The sequence below is a fragment of the Acidovorax sp. ST3 genome, assembly GCF_003231145.1.
Classification (GTDB): domain Bacteria; phylum Pseudomonadota; class Gammaproteobacteria; order Burkholderiales; family Burkholderiaceae_C; genus Acidovorax.
In genome coordinates, this window is sequence record NZ_QKVP01000005.1 from 478,687 (window position 1) to 494,610 (window position 15,924).

The 15,924-nt window shown below is 64.4% G+C and carries 16 protein-coding genes; 10 read left to right on the top strand and 6 right to left on the bottom strand.

What is annotated here, in order from left to right:
- Positions 1-26 precede the first annotated feature (26 nt).
- The 6 genes from guaB to DNK89_RS18420 all read left to right on the top strand — a co-directional run bounded on the left by guaB (position 27) and on the right by DNK89_RS18420 (position 5,755).
- Positions 27-1,502: an IMP dehydrogenase gene (gene guaB / locus DNK89_RS18395; protein WP_015014639.1), complete on the top strand. Its 1,476-nt coding sequence runs from the start codon at positions 27-29 to the stop codon at positions 1,500-1,502.
- A 93-nt stretch (positions 1,503-1,595) separates the two neighbouring features.
- Positions 1,596-1,853, top strand: a complete 258-nt coding sequence (locus DNK89_RS18400; RefSeq protein ID WP_110961258.1) for a type II toxin-antitoxin system Phd/YefM family antitoxin — start codon at positions 1,596-1,598, stop codon at positions 1,851-1,853.
- Complete coding sequence (locus DNK89_RS18405) at positions 1,850-2,284, top strand: type II toxin-antitoxin system VapC family toxin (protein WP_056063857.1); 435 nt, start codon at positions 1,850-1,852, stop codon at positions 2,282-2,284. The genes DNK89_RS18400 and DNK89_RS18405 overlap by 4 nt, the downstream gene beginning before the upstream one ends.
- Positions 2,285-2,296: 12 nt before the next feature.
- Complete coding sequence (guaA, locus tag DNK89_RS18410; protein ID WP_060983846.1) at positions 2,297-3,913, top strand: glutamine-hydrolyzing GMP synthase; 1,617 nt, start codon at positions 2,297-2,299, stop codon at positions 3,911-3,913.
- A 78-nt stretch (positions 3,914-3,991) separates the two neighbouring features.
- A complete protein-coding gene (locus tag DNK89_RS18415; protein ID WP_110961259.1) occupies positions 3,992-4,579 on the top strand; it encodes a 2'-5' RNA ligase family protein in 588 nt (195 codons plus the stop codon).
- A 105-nt stretch (positions 4,580-4,684) separates the two neighbouring features.
- Positions 4,685-5,755: a DUF6352 family protein gene (locus tag DNK89_RS18420; protein ID WP_110961260.1), complete on the top strand. Its 1,071-nt coding sequence runs from the start codon at positions 4,685-4,687 to the stop codon at positions 5,753-5,755.
- 100 nt (positions 5,756-5,855) lie between these two features.
- On the opposite strand, the gene putA is transcribed toward DNK89_RS18420, so the two are convergent.
- Positions 5,856-9,602 carry a trifunctional transcriptional regulator/proline dehydrogenase/L-glutamate gamma-semialdehyde dehydrogenase gene (gene putA, locus DNK89_RS18425; RefSeq protein WP_110961261.1) on the bottom strand — a complete coding sequence of 1,249 codons (3,747 nt, stop codon included), beginning with the start codon at positions 9,600-9,602 and terminating at the stop codon, positions 5,856-5,858.
- A gap of 127 nt (positions 9,603-9,729) precedes the next feature.
- Here putA and DNK89_RS18430 point away from each other — a divergent pair, with 127 nt between their 5' ends.
- The 3 genes from DNK89_RS18430 to rlmD all read left to right on the top strand — a co-directional run bounded on the left by DNK89_RS18430 (position 9,730) and on the right by rlmD (position 12,134).
- On the top strand, positions 9,730-10,203 hold the full coding sequence (locus DNK89_RS18430) for an Lrp/AsnC ligand binding domain-containing protein (protein ID WP_015014569.1): 474 nt from the start codon (positions 9,730-9,732) through the stop codon (positions 10,201-10,203).
- Between the two features lie 92 nt (positions 10,204-10,295).
- Positions 10,296-10,592, top strand: coding sequence for a hypothetical protein (locus DNK89_RS18435; protein WP_110961262.1), 297 nt, complete (start codon positions 10,296-10,298; stop codon positions 10,590-10,592).
- Positions 10,593-10,670: 78 nt separating this feature from the next.
- Positions 10,671-12,134 (top strand): 23S rRNA (uracil(1939)-C(5))-methyltransferase RlmD, encoded by a 1,464-nt coding sequence (gene rlmD, locus DNK89_RS18440; protein WP_110961263.1) that lies wholly within the window; start codon positions 10,671-10,673, stop codon positions 12,132-12,134.
- A 77-nt stretch (positions 12,135-12,211) separates the two neighbouring features.
- Here the strand turns inward: rlmD and DNK89_RS18445 are convergent, their stop codons facing one another.
- Positions 12,212-12,586 (bottom strand): hypothetical protein, encoded by a 375-nt coding sequence (locus tag DNK89_RS18445; protein WP_060985215.1) that lies wholly within the window; start codon positions 12,584-12,586, stop codon positions 12,212-12,214.
- Between the two features lie 115 nt (positions 12,587-12,701).
- Positions 12,702-13,397 (bottom strand): Bax inhibitor-1/YccA family protein, encoded by a 696-nt coding sequence (locus DNK89_RS18450; RefSeq protein WP_015014565.1) that lies wholly within the window; start codon positions 13,395-13,397, stop codon positions 12,702-12,704.
- Positions 13,398-13,618: 221 nt separating this feature from the next.
- Between DNK89_RS18450 and DNK89_RS18455 the strand changes: the two genes are divergently transcribed.
- Positions 13,619-14,026 (top strand): heme-binding protein, encoded by a 408-nt coding sequence (locus DNK89_RS18455; RefSeq protein ID WP_015014564.1) that lies wholly within the window; start codon positions 13,619-13,621, stop codon positions 14,024-14,026.
- A gap of 252 nt (positions 14,027-14,278) precedes the next feature.
- Here the strand turns inward: DNK89_RS18455 and hemP are convergent, their stop codons facing one another.
- The 3 genes from hemP to DNK89_RS18470 all read right to left on the bottom strand — a co-directional run bounded on the left by hemP (position 14,279) and on the right by DNK89_RS18470 (position 15,906).
- A complete protein-coding gene (hemP, locus tag DNK89_RS18460; protein ID WP_203422365.1) occupies positions 14,279-14,503 on the bottom strand; it encodes a hemin uptake protein HemP in 225 nt (74 codons plus the stop codon).
- A gap of 269 nt (positions 14,504-14,772) precedes the next feature.
- Positions 14,773-15,186, bottom strand: a complete 414-nt coding sequence (locus DNK89_RS18465) for a biopolymer transporter ExbD (RefSeq protein ID WP_015014562.1) — start codon at positions 15,184-15,186, stop codon at positions 14,773-14,775.
- A gap of 3 nt (positions 15,187-15,189) precedes the next feature.
- Positions 15,190-15,906, bottom strand: coding sequence for a MotA/TolQ/ExbB proton channel family protein (locus DNK89_RS18470; protein ID WP_015014561.1), 717 nt, complete (start codon positions 15,904-15,906; stop codon positions 15,190-15,192).
- Between the last annotated feature and the right edge of the window lie 18 nt (positions 15,907-15,924).

The window sequence follows — 15,924 nt, forward strand, 5'->3', positions numbered from 1 at the left end:
TACAATCCGTTTTTTGGAGCTTTCTCATGCGCCTTCTTGGAAAAGCGCTCACCTTCGACGATGTGTTGCTGGTGCCAGCGTACTCCCAGGTCCTGCCCAAGGACACGTCCCTCGCGACGAAACTCTCCCGCAATATCCAGCTGAACCTGCCGCTCGTGTCCGCCGCCATGGACACCGTGACCGAAGCGCGCCTGGCCATTGCCATTGCCCAGGAGGGCGGCATTGGCATCGTGCACAAGAACCTCACGGCGCAAGAGCAGGCCGCCCACGTGGCCAAGGTCAAGCGTTACGAGTCCGGCGTGCTGCGCGATCCGGTGGTCATCACCCCCGAGCACACGGTGCTGCAGGTGCTGCAGTTGTCCGAACAGCTGGGCATTTCGGGCTTCCCCGTGTGCGACGGTGGCAAGGTGGTCGGTATCGTCACGGGCCGCGACCTGCGCTTTGAGACCCGCTACGACGTCAAGGTCCACCAGATCATGACCCCGCGTGAGAAGCTCATCACGGTCAACGAAAAAGAGGGCACCACGCCTGCACAGGCCAAGGCGCTGCTCAACAAGCACAAGCTCGAACGCATCCTGGTTGTGAACGACGCCTTTGAACTCAAGGGCCTGATCACGGTGAAGGACATCACCAAGCAAACCAGCTTCCCCAACGCGGCGCGCGACGCCGCTGGCCGCCTGCGTGTGGGCGCCGCGGTGGGCGTGGGCGAGGGCACCGAAGAACGCGTCGAAGCGCTGGTCAAGGCCGGCGTAGACGCCATCGTGGTGGACACGGCCCACGGCCACAGCAAGGGCGTGATCGACCGCGTACGGTGGGTCAAGCAGAACTATCCGCAAGTGGACGTGATCGGCGGCAACATTGCCACCGGTGCCGCTGCGCTGGCACTGGTTGAGGCCGGTGCTGATGCCGTCAAGGTCGGCATCGGCCCAGGCTCCATCTGTACCACCCGCATCGTGGCCGGCGTGGGCGTGCCCCAGATCATGGCCATCGACAACGTGGCCACGGCACTCAAGGGCACGGGCGTGCCGCTGATCGCCGACGGCGGCATCCGCTACAGCGGTGACATCGCCAAGGCCCTGGCCGCTGGCGCTGGCACCGTGATGATGGGCGGCATGTTTGCTGGCACCGAAGAAGCGCCCGGCGAAGTCATCCTGTTCCAGGGCCGCAGCTACAAGAGCTACCGCGGCATGGGCTCCATTGGCGCCATGCAGCAGGGCAGCGCGGACCGCTACTTCCAGGAATCGAGCACGGGCAACCCCAATGCCGACAAGCTCGTGCCCGAGGGCATCGAAGGCCGCGTACCGTACAAAGGCTCCATGGTCAGCATCGTCTACCAGATGGCGGGCGGCGTGCGTGCCTCCATGGGCTACTGCGGTTGCGCCACCATTGAAGAGATGAACAACAAGGCCGAGTTCGTCGAGATCACGACCGCCGGTATCCGCGAAAGCCACGTGCACGACGTGCAGATCACCAAGGAAGCGCCGAACTATCGCGCTGACTGATCGTTGTTGATCCAATCTGGCCTGATTGAAAAAATCTGGTCAGACTGATATAGTCTGGTCTGAATTCACCATTCAGGCCAGATTTTTTTATTTATGCAGTCCGTTGGCATCTACGAAGCCAAAAGCAGGTTCTCTGCCTTGATCGAACTGGTCGAGCAGGGCGAGGAAGTGCGCATCACCCGTCACGGCAAAGAGGTAGTACGCATGCTGCCGGTGCGCCGCCGCCCAGTGATTTCTGACGAACAGATTGCGCGCGAACTGGGCCAGATGGACGCGTTGCATGCCAGCATTCAACCCGCAGGGGCAACGACGGTGGACGGCTTGCGCCGTGCAGGGCGGAGCACTGCATGACCGCTTTCGTGCTTGATGCCTCGGTCACTGCCGCCTGGTTGTTGCCGGACGCGGCCAGCGAACACACCCGCCGCCTGTACGCCCTGATCCGCCGCGATGAGGTCGAGCCGCAGGCGCCCAACCTCTGGCACTGGGAGTGCCACAACATACTGGCCACCGGTGTGAACAGCGGGCGCATTCCAGCCGCTTCCGTCGAAGGCCTGTGGGGCGTGCTCGAAGCAATTCGGCACCGCGTTGAATTGCACGAACTGGCCCCTGCCCAGCACAAGGCCGTGCTCGACGTGGCATTGGAAACCGGTCTGCCCACCTTTGATGCTGCGTACCTGTGGCTGGCCCGTTCGCTGCGCCTGCCTTTGGCCACCTTTGATTCTCACCAGATCGCTGCCGCCCAGCGCAGCGGCGTCCCGCTTCTCGATCTCTCCAGCCTCTGACGGACCACCACCATGCAACACCAGAAAATCCTCATCCTCGATTTCGGCTCGCAAGTCACCCAGCTCATCGCCCGCCGCGTGCGCGAGGCCCATGTGTACTGCGAAGTGCACCCCTGCGACGTGACCGACGAATGGATCCGTGACTACGCCAAGGACGGCTCGCTCAAGGGCGTGATCCTGTCGGGCAGCCACGCCAGCGTGTACGAGGTGGACGACAAGGCACCCAATGCAGTGTTCGAGCTGGGCATCCCTGTGCTGGGCATCTGCTACGGCATGCAGACCATGGCCCAGCAGCTGGGGGGCAAGGTGGAAGGCTCCAACACCCGCGAATTTGGCTACGCCGAAGTGCGCGCGCACGGCCACACCGAGCTGCTCAAGGGCATTGAAGACTTCGCCACCCCCGAAGGCCACGGCATGCTCAAGGTGTGGATGAGCCACGGCGACAAGGTCACGGCGCTGCCGCCGGGCTTCAAGGTGATGTGTTCCACACCGTCGTGCCCCATTGCCGGCATGGCTGACGAAAGCCGCCATTACTATGCCGTGCAGTTCCACCCCGAAGTCACGCACACCGTGCAGGGCCGCGCCTTGCTGGAGCGTTTTGTGCTGGGTATCTGCGGCACCCGTGCCGATTGGGTCATGGGCGACTACATCGAAGAAGCTGTGCAGAAGATCCGCGAACAGGTGGGCGATGAGGAAGTGATCCTCGGCCTGTCGGGTGGTGTGGACTCGTCCGTCGCGGCAGCTCTGATCCACCGCGCCATTGGCGACCAGCTCACCTGCGTGTTTGTGGACCACGGCCTGCTGCGCCTGAACGAGGGCGACATGGTCATGGACATGTTCGAAGGCAAGCTGCACGCCAAGGTCATCCGCGTGGACGCGAGCGATTTGTTCCTGGGCAAGCTCGCCGGAGTGAGCGAACCCGAACAAAAGCGCAAGATCATCGGCGGTCTGTTTGTGGATGTGTTCAAGGCCGAAGCAGCCAAGCTCAAGGCCGGCACCGGCGGCCATAAGGGTGCCACCTTTTTGGCCCAGGGCACGATCTACCCTGACGTCATCGAAAGCGGCGGCGCCAAGAGCAAGAAGGCCGTCACCATCAAGAGTCACCACAACGTGGGCGGCCTGCCCGAGCAGCTGGGCCTGAAGCTCCTGGAGCCCCTGCGCGATTTGTTCAAGGACGAAGTGCGTGAACTGGGCGTGGCCCTGGGCCTGCCGCCCGACATGGTCTACCGCCACCCCTTCCCCGGCCCCGGCCTGGGCGTGCGTATCCTGGGGGAGGTGAAGAAGGAATACGCCGACCTGCTGCGCCGTGCCGACGCGATCTTCATCGAAGAGCTGCGCAACTTTGTGGACGAAGCCACCGGCAAGACCTGGTACGACCTCACCAGCCAGGCCTTCACCGTGTTCCTGCCCGTCAAGAGCGTGGGCGTGATGGGCGACGGCCGCACCTACGACTACGTGGTGGCCCTGCGCGCCGTGCAGACCAGCGACTTTATGACGGCCGACTGGGCCGAGCTGCCTTACGCGCTGCTCAAGAAGGTGTCGGGCCGCATCATCAACGAAGTGCGTGGCATCAACCGCGTGACGTATGACGTGAGCAGCAAGCCACCAGCGACGATTGAGTGGGAGTAAGTGGGGGTAAATTAAAATACTGTTTATTTAAACAGCATTGGCGCACAATGCGACGGATCTTCCGGAGCTTTGTGTGCCATGTCCCAGCTTCACGATCTCTACTATTTTCTCTTCCCCACGCCGCTTGCCGCCGAGACGGCCAAGGAGTTGCTGCGGTGCCTCCAAGGACCCCGTGGGGCGGGCAGAGGCGGGCCCATGTCCTTGGATCGGCTGCATATCACGCTCCATTACCTGGGGCGCTTCCTGAGCAGCATCCCCCGAGAGGTAATCGACTTGGCGCTGGCGGCGGGTAGCGCCATGGACTACGAACCGTTTGGGGTCCGCCTCGACGTGCTGCAGTCCCGGGGCGGCTTTGAGAAGGGGGCTTTCGGCACGGTCGAGCTGGCGCCACAAGCGGGCGCCGCGCGTGAATTGCGAGGATTTCAACATGCGCTTGGCAACACGATGCGCCGCATGGGGTTTGCAGAGATTCAGAGCCGCAGCCATTTCAACCCGCACATGACTTTGCACTACAAGCACGAACGCATTGACCGGATGGTGGTCGCTCCCGTGGCGTGGACCGTGACGCAGTTTGCCTTGGTAGACAGCCTCTACGGCCTGGGCAGGCATGATGTGCTCGCGCGCTGGACCTTGAAGGCACGGCAACAGGTCTTTCTTGACTGGTGACCTTGCGAAGCAAGCGGATACCCATGTGGACTTGCTGTGCTGCATCGTGGTGCGGAAGCTTCCGCAGCTACCATCCTCTGAGGTCATTGGCTCTCTCATTTCTTCATGACGACATTTCACGATTTCTGGTCAGGTTGTGGTTTCCAAACGCTGGATCGCGATGCCCGTGGCTGGCTGCCCCCCACCGACGGATACCTGCGTTGGCTGCTGGCCCGACCAGAGCTGGCGCTGGTGCCAGAGTCATGCGCTGCTGAGATCGCACTGCATGAATCGCTGAAGGAGTCACCCGCGCGGGCGGTCGCCTCGGCGGAGCTGGCTGCTTTGCAGGACGACGACGCCCGCGAGAACTACACCGTGTTCCTGCGCTTCCGCGATGGCCTGCTGGCCACCGGCACGCTGGAGGCTTATTACCTGCAGCTCATGCGCAGTGGCGCGGTGAACGTGCCCGCCGTGTTCATCGACGCCGTGGTGCAGGCCCTGTTGCGCAATGTGCTGGATGACTGCAACGATGCCTTTGAAGCCCGCGCCGCGGAGATGCTGTTTCGGCCCCAGCGCATCACATTGCAAGACGGGCAAATGCTGGCAGGCGACCGGGATACGCTCGACATGCTCAATGAGACGGCGGGCCTGGGCGAGGTGGGGCGCTTGCTGCTGCAGAGCGGCGCACTGCAGCCCACGGCGCAGGTCAAGGTGCTGTCGGCCGACAATGCGGGGCAATATTGGCAGGAGAGCGATCGCCACCACTTTCTGCTCGACCTGACCCACGAGCTGACGCAGGACCTGAGCCATGGCCTGACCTTCAAGATGACCCGTGCACGATCTGGCCTGAAAGCCCTGGCCCGTGTGCTGGAGCGCTGGGTGGCTCATCTGCTGGGCGTGCAGGTGCAGATCGAGCCAGTGCACCAGGTCACCGACAGCGCGTGGCGCTGGCATGTGGGGTTGGATGTGGAGTCCACTGCCATCCTCAACGACCTGTACCAGGACCGCCCGGTGGAGGCCGAGCGCATGCAGCGCCTGGTGAGCCTGTTCACGCTGACGTTTGCCAACCCGGCCGAGATGCGGGCCGACGTGGCGGGCAAGCCGGTGTACTTGGGGCTGGCGACCAACGCCGAGGGCGTGGTGCGCATCAAGCCGCAGAACCTGTTGCTTAATCTGCCGTTGGCACCGGCATCTTGATTGCTATTGAATTTATAGCTGCTAGCGCATGATTAACAGGCGCTAGCAGCCCATTTGATTCAAAAATGCTTTCCTCGGTTGGTAGCCTGGCAACTGGCCCTCATCCAATCGTCATAAGGCTTGCGTTTCCGCCAGCTGCTGCTGTGTTCACGCTCAGCGTACGTTCGATCAGCAGGCGCTCCAATGGGATATCGGTGGCGCCGGGCTGCAGCGCAGTCACGCCCACGATAGGCCCGGGCCGGCGGGCGAGGGCGGCGCACACCGTCTGCAGGGATTCGGCGTCGCCATGGTGCAGCACGGCGTCCAGTGCCATGGTGTCATCGCTCAGTGCGTTGTCTTGCAGCATGACCTGGGCCTGCACATGCGTGGGCAGCTTCGCGCGCAGCCCTGCATGGGCGTGGGGCCATAGGGCGGTGCCCCCGCTGGCGAGCACGGCTGCCGTCTGCACCAGGAGGTCGTCCGCGCTTTGCGCCATGCACAGCACGCGGGCGCGGGGGGCCAGGGTGTAGACATTGCGCTCGCCGGTGGGGCCGGGCAGGGCGCGGGCGGTGCCGCTCTGCGTTTCTTGCGCAAAACGCTGGCAGTGGCCCGCCAGGGCCAGGTTGCTCTGGTGATGCGCCCATTGCTGCAAGGTGCCCAGCGGGGCCAGCTGACGCTCGCGCTGCTCGGTATCGGGCGGGCTGGTGCGGTCGCCCTCGGCAAAGGTGCGCGCCAGTGCATTGGCCGGGCGCTGCGACAGCAGGCGCAACAGGTACAGCGGCCCGCCGGCCTTGGGGCCCGTGCCCGACAGGCCTTCGCCACCAAAGGGCTGTACGCCCACGACGGCGCCGACCATGTTGCGGTTCACGTACACGTTGCCGGCATGGGCGCGGTTGACCACACGGGCAATGGTTTCGTCGATACGGGTGTGCACGCCTTGTGTGAGGCCGTAGCCGGTGGCGTTGATCTGGTCGAGCAACTGGTCCAGGTCGTTGCGCGCGTAGCGCACCAGGTGCAGCACGGGGCCGAAGACTTCTCGCTGCAACTCGCCGATGTGGTTCAGTTCGATCAGGGTAGGGGGTACAAAAGTGCCCGGTGCGCTGACGGCAGAAACGTGATTCGGGTGCTGGAACACACGGTGGCCTTGGGCCTTGAATTTTTCGATGTGCTGGGTGATGCCTGCTTGCGCCTCGGCATCAATGACGGGGCCCACGTCCACGCGCAACTCGGCGGGGTTGCCCACGCGCAGTTCGCCCATGGCGCCCTGCAGCATCTCGACCACGCGGTCGGCAGCTTCTTCCTGCACGCACAGCACGCGCAGGGCGGAGCAGCGCTGGCCAGCGCTGTCAAAGGCGGACGACACCGCATCGCCCACCACCTGTTCCACCAGGGCGGATGAGTCCACGATCATCGCATTCTGCCCACCCGTTTCGGCAATCAGCGGGATGGGGCGGTCTGCGGCATCCAGGCGCCCGGCCACCGTGCGCTGCAGGATGCGCGCGACTTCGGTGGAGCCGGTGAACATCACGCCCATCACGCGCTCATCGCCAATCAAACGTGCGCCCACGGTTTCGCCCTGGCCAGGCAGCAACTGCACGGCGGCGCGGGGCACACCGGCCTGCCACAGCAGGCGCACGGCCTCGGCGGCGATCAGCGGGGTTTGCTCTGCGGGCTTGGCCAGCACGGGGTTGCCTGCGGCCAGGGCGGCGGCGACCTGGCCCATGAAGATGGCGAGCGGGAAATTCCAGGGGCTGATGCAGGCCACGGGGCCCAGCGGGATGTGGGTGGTGTTGTCGAAGGTGCTTTGCACCTGCGCGGCGTAGTAGCGCAAAAAGTCCACGGCTTCGCGCACTTCCGCCACGGCGTTGCTGGCGCTCTTGCCGGCTTCGCGCATCAGCAGGCCCAGCAGGGGCTGCATGCGCGCTTCCAGCAGATCGGCGGTGCGCAGCAGGGCGGCGGCGCGCTCGGCGGGTGGCGTGGCGGCCCAGGGGGCTGCGGCGGACTGGGCGTGGGCCAGGGCCTGGTCTACGTCGGCGGTGGTGGCTTCTTGCACCTGGCCCACCACGTCGTGGTGGTCGGCGGGGTTGCGCACGGGCTGGGTGGGGCCTGTGGGCACATCAGCGGCCAGCAGGGGCGCTGCCGTCCAGGCGTGGCTAGCGGTGGCTTGCAGCGTGGCGGCCAGCTCGGTCAGCGTGTATTCGTTCGACAAATCCAGCCCGCGTGAATTGCTGCGGTGGACTCCGTACAGCGCCGCTGGCAGGGGGATGCGCGGGTGGGGCAGGCCGGCAGTGCCTTCGGTGGCGGCTTGTTGATCCACTACCTGCACGGGGCTTTTCACCAGCTCATCCAGCGCAATGGTTTCGTCGGCAATGCGGTTCACAAACGAGGTGTTGGCGCCGTTCTCCAGCAGGCGGCGAACCAGGTAGGCCAGCAGGGTTTCGTGCGTGCCCACGGGGGCGTAGATGCGGCAGGGGCGGCCGAGTTTGCCTGCGGTGACGGCGCCCACCACCTGCTCGTACAGCGGCTCGCCCATGCCGTGCAGGCACTGGAACTCATACTGCCCCGCGTAGTAGTTGCTGCCCGCCAGTTGGTAGATGGTGGCCACTGTCTCGGCGTTATGCGTGGCGAACTGGGGGTACACGGCCTCGGGTGCTGCCAGCAGTTTCTTGGCGCAGGCGATGTAAGAAATGTCGGTGTGCACCTTGCGGGTGTAGACGGGGTAGTCCGTGAGGCCATCAACCTGGGCGCGCTTGATCTCGCTGTCCCAGTACGCGCCTTTGACCAGGCGCACCATCAGGCGGCGCTGGGTGCGGCGGGCCAAGTCCACCACGTAGTCGATGACGAAGGGGCAGCGCTTTTGGTAGGCCTGGATGACGAAGCCAATGCCGTTCCAGCCCGCCAGCGTGGGCTCGTGGCACAGGCGCTCCAGCAGGTCCAGCGACAGCTCCAGCCGGTCGGTCTCTTCGGCGTCGATGTTCAGGCCAATGTCGTACTGCTTGGCCAGCATCGTCAGGCGCAACACCAGCGGGTACAGCTCGTCCATCACCCGGCCAAACTGCGCGCGGCTGTAGCGCGGGTGCAGGGCCGAGAGCTTGATGGAGATGCCCGGGCCTTCGTAAATGCCGCGCCCGGCCGAGGCCTTGCCAATCGCGTGGATGGCCTGCTCGTACGACGCGTAGTAGCGCTTGGCATCTTCGCTGGTCAGCGCGGCCTCGCCCAGCATGTCGTACGAGTAGCGAAAGCCCTCGGCCTCCATCGTGCGGGCGTTGCGCAGGGCTTCGTCGATCGTTTCGCCAGTCACGAACTGCTCACCCATCATGCGCATGGCCATGTCCACGCCCTTGCGGATCAGTGGCTCGCCGCCCTTGCCAATGAGGCGGCTGAGTGAGCTACCCAGGCTGTTTTCGCTGTGCGTGGCCACCAGCTTGCCGGTAATCAGCAGGCCCCAGGTGGCGGCGTTGACGAAGAGCGACGGGCTCTTGCCCAGGTGGGCATCCCACTGGCCGTTGCTGATCTTGTCGCGGATGAGCGCGTCGCGCGTGGCCTTGTCGGGAATGCGCAGTAGCGCCTCGGCCAGGCACATCAGCGCCACGCCTTCTTGCGACGACAGCGAAAACTCTTGCAGCAAGCCCTGCACGATGCCCGCGCGCCCGGCGCTGGCCTTGCGTTCACGCAGCGCCTTGGCGATTCGCAGCGCCAGTTGCTCGGCCGCTGCGGCTTGATCGGCAGGCAGGCGGGCCTGGGCCAGCAGCGGGGCCAGGGCCTCGGGCTCGGGGCGGCGATAGGCAGCAGTGATCGCGGCGCGCAGCGGGTTGCTCAGCGGCGTGCGGGGCGCGAAGTCTGCAAACAGGGCGGAGGACTGCGTCATGGCGTTGTCTTTCGGTGGTTTGGAGGGCCAAACAAAGGGTTGGGCGCGTTACTGGCGATGATCCTTGGGTTGTTGATGAATAAATGTTCGAAAATGGTGGGTCGGGTAGAATAAATCTCTAATGAATATGCAAACAGAACCCGATCTGGACCGCATTGACCGCAAGATCCTGTCAATCCTGCAGGAGGACGGCCGCATCGCCAACCTCAAACTGGCCGAGGCGGTGGCCTTGTCGCCCACGGCGGTGCTGGCGCGGGTGCAGCGCCTCACGCGCGACGGCTTCATCCTGGGCTACGAGGCGCGGCTCAACCCGCTCAAGCTGGGCGCGGGCATGCTGGTGTTTGTGGAGGTGCTGCTGGACCGCACCACGCCCAACGTGTTCGACCAGTTCAAGGCGGCGGTGCAGGTGCACCCCGAGATCATGGAATGCCACATGGTGGCGGGCGGGTTCGACTACCTGCTGAAAACCCGGTCCGCCGACATGAACGCCTACCGCGTGTTTGCGGGCAATGTGCTGTGGCAGCTGCCAGGAGTGCGCGAGACGCGGACCTATGCGGTGATGGAAGAGGTCAAGCACACCAACCACCTGTACCTGCGCTGACCGCACACGGTGCGCGTACACCCACCGGATTGGCGGTGCTGGCAGAAGCCCGCATAATTCCCTGCAGATTTGCTTGCATGAGGAGCCACACCATGACGACCGCTTTTCCCTATGCCGCCGCAGCCCTGGTGGCAGCCCTGTTCAGCCAGACGGCCACTGCATCCTGCTACGTCGTCTATGGCCCCGACAAGGACATCGTGTACCGCGCGCCTGAGCCGCCGGTGGACATGTCGCGGCAGATTCACGAAACCCTGCCCCTGGTGGCGCCAGGCTCGACCTTGGTGTTTTCTCCCGACAACTTTGGCTGCGAGCTCACCATCAATAAGCTGCCACTGACAGCTGTGTCCGCGCCCGGTGGAATGCGGCCTGCGCGCGCTGATCGTGGCTGACAGGGGCTGATTGGGCCTGACATGGGCAGTTCGCCCGGGTGCGGCCAGCGGGCATGCCGCGCCTGAGACAATCGGGGGATGAGCGCACCGAAAGAACTATCCCCCTCGTTTGAACCCACCGAGCAGAACGCTCAAGACAACCTGCCCGAAGGCTGGCTGCATGTGCAGTCCATGGACCTCGACGCCCAGGGCGTGGCCCGCAAGCCCGACGGCAAGGTGGTCTTCATCGATGGTGCCCTGCCATTCGAGCTGGTCACCGCCAACACCCACCGCAAAAAGAACAACTGGGAGCAGGCCAGCCTGGTGGCGATCCACCGCGAATCGTCCCAGCGCGTGCGGCCGGATTGCCCCCACTTTGGCCTGCACGCAGGCGCCTGCGGCGGCTGCAAGATGCAGCATCTGCACGTTGGTGCCCAAGTGGCCGTCAAGCAGCGGGTGCTGGAGGACAACCTCTGGCACTTGGGCAAGGTGAAGGCCGAGACCATGCTGCGTCCCATCGAAGGGCCGGCCTGGGGCTACCGCTACCGTGCCCGCCTTGCCGTGCGCCACGTGATCAAGAAGGGGCAGGTGCTGGTGGGCTTTCATGAGCGCAAGAGCCGGTACATCGCCGACATGCAGACCTGCAAGATCCTGCCGCCGCATGTCGATGCCATGCTGATGCCCCTGCGCGCCCTGATTGCCAGCCTGGACGCCCGCGACACCTGCCCGCAGATCGAACTGGCCTGTGGCGACACCGTGACCGCGCTGGTATTGCGCCACCTGGAGCCGCTCTCCGCCGAGGACATCGCCCGGCTGCGTGCCTTTGGCGCAGAACACCACGTGCAATGGTGGTTGCAGCCCAAGGGCCCGGACACGGTGAAGCTGCTGGACGAGGGCGGCGAGCCGCTGTCGTACGCGCTGCCTGACTTTGGCATCACCATGCCTTTCAAGCCCACCGACTTCACCCAGGTGAACCCGCACATCAACCGCGTGCTGGTGAGCCGCGCGCTGCGCCTGCTGGACGTGCAGCCGCACGAGCGCGTGATCGACTGGTTCTGCGGCCTGGGCAACTTCACGCTGCCGCTGGCCACGCAGGCGCGCGAGGTGCTGGGCATTGAGGGCAGCGAGGCCCTGGTGGCCCGCTCGCGTGAGAACTATGCACTGAATCAGGCCCAGGCGCCGGACCACAAAGCGCTGGCAGCTACGGATTTTGTAGCGCGCAATCTGTTCGAGATGACGCCCGAGATGCTGGTGGCCGACGGCGCTGCCGACAAGTGGCTGGTGGACCCGCCGCGCGAAGGGGCGTTTGCGCTGGCCAAGGCGCTGGCGGACATCGAGCAGGCCCGCATTGGCGCTGAGGGCGCTGGCCCGTTGCCTGCAGGGGCCGAGGGCTGGACACCCCCTAAGCGCATTGTGTACGTGAGCTGCAACCCCGCCACCCTGGCGCGCGACGCGGGGCTGCTGGTCCATCTGGCCGGCTACCGATGCACGGCGGCGGGCATGATCAACATGTTCCCGCACACGGCCCATGTGGAGAGCATGGCGGTGTTCGAGCGGGTCTGAGTCCGGTTGCCAGAAAGAGGCTTCAGGAAGGGGAGTGCGCAGCCCTCGTCCCGTGGCCTTAACTCCCCCGCGCAATATCAGCTGCGGTTGCGGCTGGCTGCGGGGTCGCGGGGTTCGGTTTCGATGTCGGGCGCGCGTTCGCTGCGTTCTGGCTTTTCCACCTTGCCCAGCACCGAGGGCGTGCCCTCGATCTTGTTCTCCCGCATGTAGGCGTCCATGTCCTTCCAGCCTGCAAACACCGAGGCCTTGGACGCCTTGGGGTTGAGGGTGTAGCAGTCTTCCAGCCCCCGCAGCGCGTGGCGGCAGGCACCGCCAATGGCCTTGGCCTCGGCATCGCGTTGCGCCACGCGCGGATCAGGGCCCAGGCCCGGGATCTTGTCGCAGCCGGCAAGCAGCAACAGGCCCGCCAGAACCATCAGGCGCAATGCGGTGGAGGGGCTTTGTGGACACATGTACTTGCATTATCGGCACACTGGCCGCGCTATTGAGGCTTGATCTTGGTGCTTGGCCCACAAAAAAGGCTCCCGAGGGAGCCTTTTGATGGACGTCAGGGACGACTGGCAGGGCTCAGTCGCGCTCGCCACCCATGATGCCCAGCAGGGCCAGCAGGCTCTGGAACACGTTGAAGATGTCCAGGTACAGGGCTAGCGTGGCGCTGATGTAGTTGGTTTCGCCGCCGTCCAGGATCTGCTTCAGGTCATACAGCATGTAGGCGCTGAAGATGCCAATCGCCAGCATCGAGATCACCATCATGCCCACGCCCGAGCCCACGAACACATTGATGATGCCGCCCACCATGAGCACCAGGGCGCCTACCATCAGCCACTTGCCCATGCCCGACAGGTCACGCTTGATGACGCTGGCCAGGCTGGCCATCACGAAGAACACACCGGCCGTGCCGGCAAAGGCCGTCATGATGAGGTCGGTGCCGTTCTTGAAGCCTAGCACCATGCCGATCATGCGCGACAGCATCAGGCCCATGAAGAACGTGAAGGCCAGCAGCACTGGCACGCCAGCGGCCGAGCGCTTGGTCTTTTCGATGGCGAACATGAAGCCGAACGCGCCGCCCAGGAACACGATCAGGCCCAGGCCGCCGGTCAGCGAACGGGTGATGCCGGTGGCCACGCCAATCCAGGCGCCCAGCACCGTGGGGATCATGCTCAGGGCGAGCAGCCAGTAAGTATTGCGAAGCACCTTGTGGCGCTCTTCCTGCGAGATGCCATAGCCCGCAGAGTGGCCCAGGGTGGTGACTTGGTCATTCATCTTGTGTCTCTCCTTGTTGGCCTGCACGACGCAGACGAGGGAAATTTTAGGGTGAGAGCGTTTTTTGCCACCCAAAAACCGCACCCGGTCACCTACTTTTGGTAAGGATACTTTCACCCTGGCTGGGTGCAACGGCGCGGAGGATGCCGGTATGCTCGGCTCTCTGTGTGTGTCGGGCGGCCTGTGGCGCCTGGCTTCCTCCCCATCTTTCGGATCTCTCCATGAAAACCAAACACGAACTCGAACTGGCCGACGTCAAGGCCGTGGCCGCCGCCGCTGAAGCCGAAGCCCTCAAGAACAACTGGGCCGTGACCATCGCCATCGTGGACGATGGCGGCCACCTGCTGTGGCTGCAGCGTCTGGATGGCGCAGCGGCCGTGTCGTCGCACATCGCGCCTTCCAAGGCCCGCACGGCCGCTCTGGGCCGTCGCGAAAGCAAGGTCTACGAGGACGTGATCAACGGCGGCCGCACCTCGTTCCTGAGCGCGCCCACCATTGACGGCCTGCTCGAAGGCGGCGTGCCAATCATGAAGGACGGCCAGTGCCTGGGCGCCGTGGGTGTGAGCGGCGTGAAGTCCACCGAAGATGCGCAGATCGCCCGCGCGGGCATCGCAGCCCTGGGCCTCTGATTCGGTTGCACTCCCAGCAGGGATTGCATTTGCTCCTAATTTGATAGCAGCAAGCGCATATTCCACTGGCGCATGGCGCCGAAAAGGCTTCAAAACCCTGTGGGAGCATAAAAAAACCGGCCTGTGGGCCGGTTTTTTATTGGCGGGGTCGGGGGCAGAAAAAAAGCCTGGCTACGCGGGCGCAAACCCGTTGGCTGGCAAAAACGACCCTTTCGAGCTTGTTGCAAGCCCGGGAGTCGCCCCACGATGAAACTATTTGGTCAGGATGAGCTTGCCCAGCTTGGTGGCCTGCAGCCGGTACACCGAGCCGTTGTGGCTGATGGCGACGGTCTTGTGGCCTTGCAGCAGCACGCTGCTGTCCAGCGCGGCGGTGGCGCCCTGCGCGCCGGAGGACGATGCCTCGCCAGATGCCGGGGCGCCCGCCGGGTCGGCAGACGCAATGCGGCGGAGCGGGGCGGAAGTCAGTGAGGCTTGCATGGAGGTTTCCTGGGTCATTGCAGTGCGTTTTGTTAATGATAACGATTCGCAATTACAAGTCAAGCGAACTGTGTGTTTCTTTTTGTTCCTGCGCCCGACCTGCATCAGGCGCAAGACCGGGGCTTTGGGCGCTGCGAGCGCCGCGTACGCAGGCGATGAGCCCGCTGCAAAAGCCCAACCTCTTTGCCGCCCGCCAGCGCGTCCCTCATGGGTAGGCTGGCAGGACGCGCAGCACGCGCAGGGGGCTGCAGCTAGCTGTCGCCTTGGCTTTACTGTCCCTGTGGGTCCGTCACAAACCCGATCTTGCGCACGCCGGCGCGCTGCGCGGCAGCCATGGCCTGGGCCACGAATTCGTAGCGCACGTTCTTGTCGCCACGGATGTGCAGGTCCGGCTGGGGCTCCTTGGCGGCCTCGGCCTGCAGGCGGGGGAAGAGTTCTTCTTCGGACACCTGCGATTCGTTCCAGAAGAACTTGCCATCAGCCGACACCGACAGGCGCACGGTCTCGGGCTTGACGTTCTCGGGCTGGTTGGTGGCGCGGGGCAGATCCACATTCACCGCGTGTTTCATCACCGGCACGGTGATGATGAAGATGATGAGCAGCACCAGCATGACGTCCACTAAGGGCGTCATGTTGATCTCGTTCATCACATCATCGGTGTCGTCTTGGGTTCCAAAGGCCATGGCTTAGCTGCCTTTCTTCATGGGCAGCACCTTGCCGGGCTCGCCAGCGTTCACGCGGGCGCCGGTCACAAAGTAGGCGTGCAGGTCATGGGCAAAGCTGTTCAGGCCATTCAGGATGGACTTGTTGCCGCGCACCAGCGCGTTGTAGCCCAGCACCGCCGGGATGGCCACGGCCAGACCCAAGGCGGTCATGATCAGCGCCTCGCCGATGGGGCCGGCCACCTTGTCGATGGTGGACTGGCCCGAGGTGCCGATGGCCAGCAGCGCATGGTAGATGCCCCACACGGTGCCGAACAGGCCAATGAACGGGGCGGTGGAGCCCACCGACGCCAGGATGGCCAGGCCCGAGGACAGGCGGGCAGTGAACTCGTCGATGCAGTTGCGCAGGCAGCGGGTCACCCAGTCGCTCACGTCCAGGCTGTCGTGCAGGTGGGCCTTGGTGTTGCGGTGGTGGGCGGTGGCTTCACGGCCTTCCAGCGCCAGGTGGCGGAAGGGGTTGGTCGGGTCGGCGCCCAGCTTGGTCAGGCCAGCGGCAAAGTCTTCGCTATGCCAGAAGTCCTGGGCGGCGCGGGCGTGTTTCTTGAACTTGATGATGTCCAGCGCCTTGATGAGGATGACGATCCACGAGGCCAGCGACATGGCCAGCAGCAGGATGGCGACGGCGCGGGTGACAAAGTCACCCTGGATCCAGACGTTGGCGATGCCGAATTGCGATTCCATGAAAACTCCCTGAGCGGT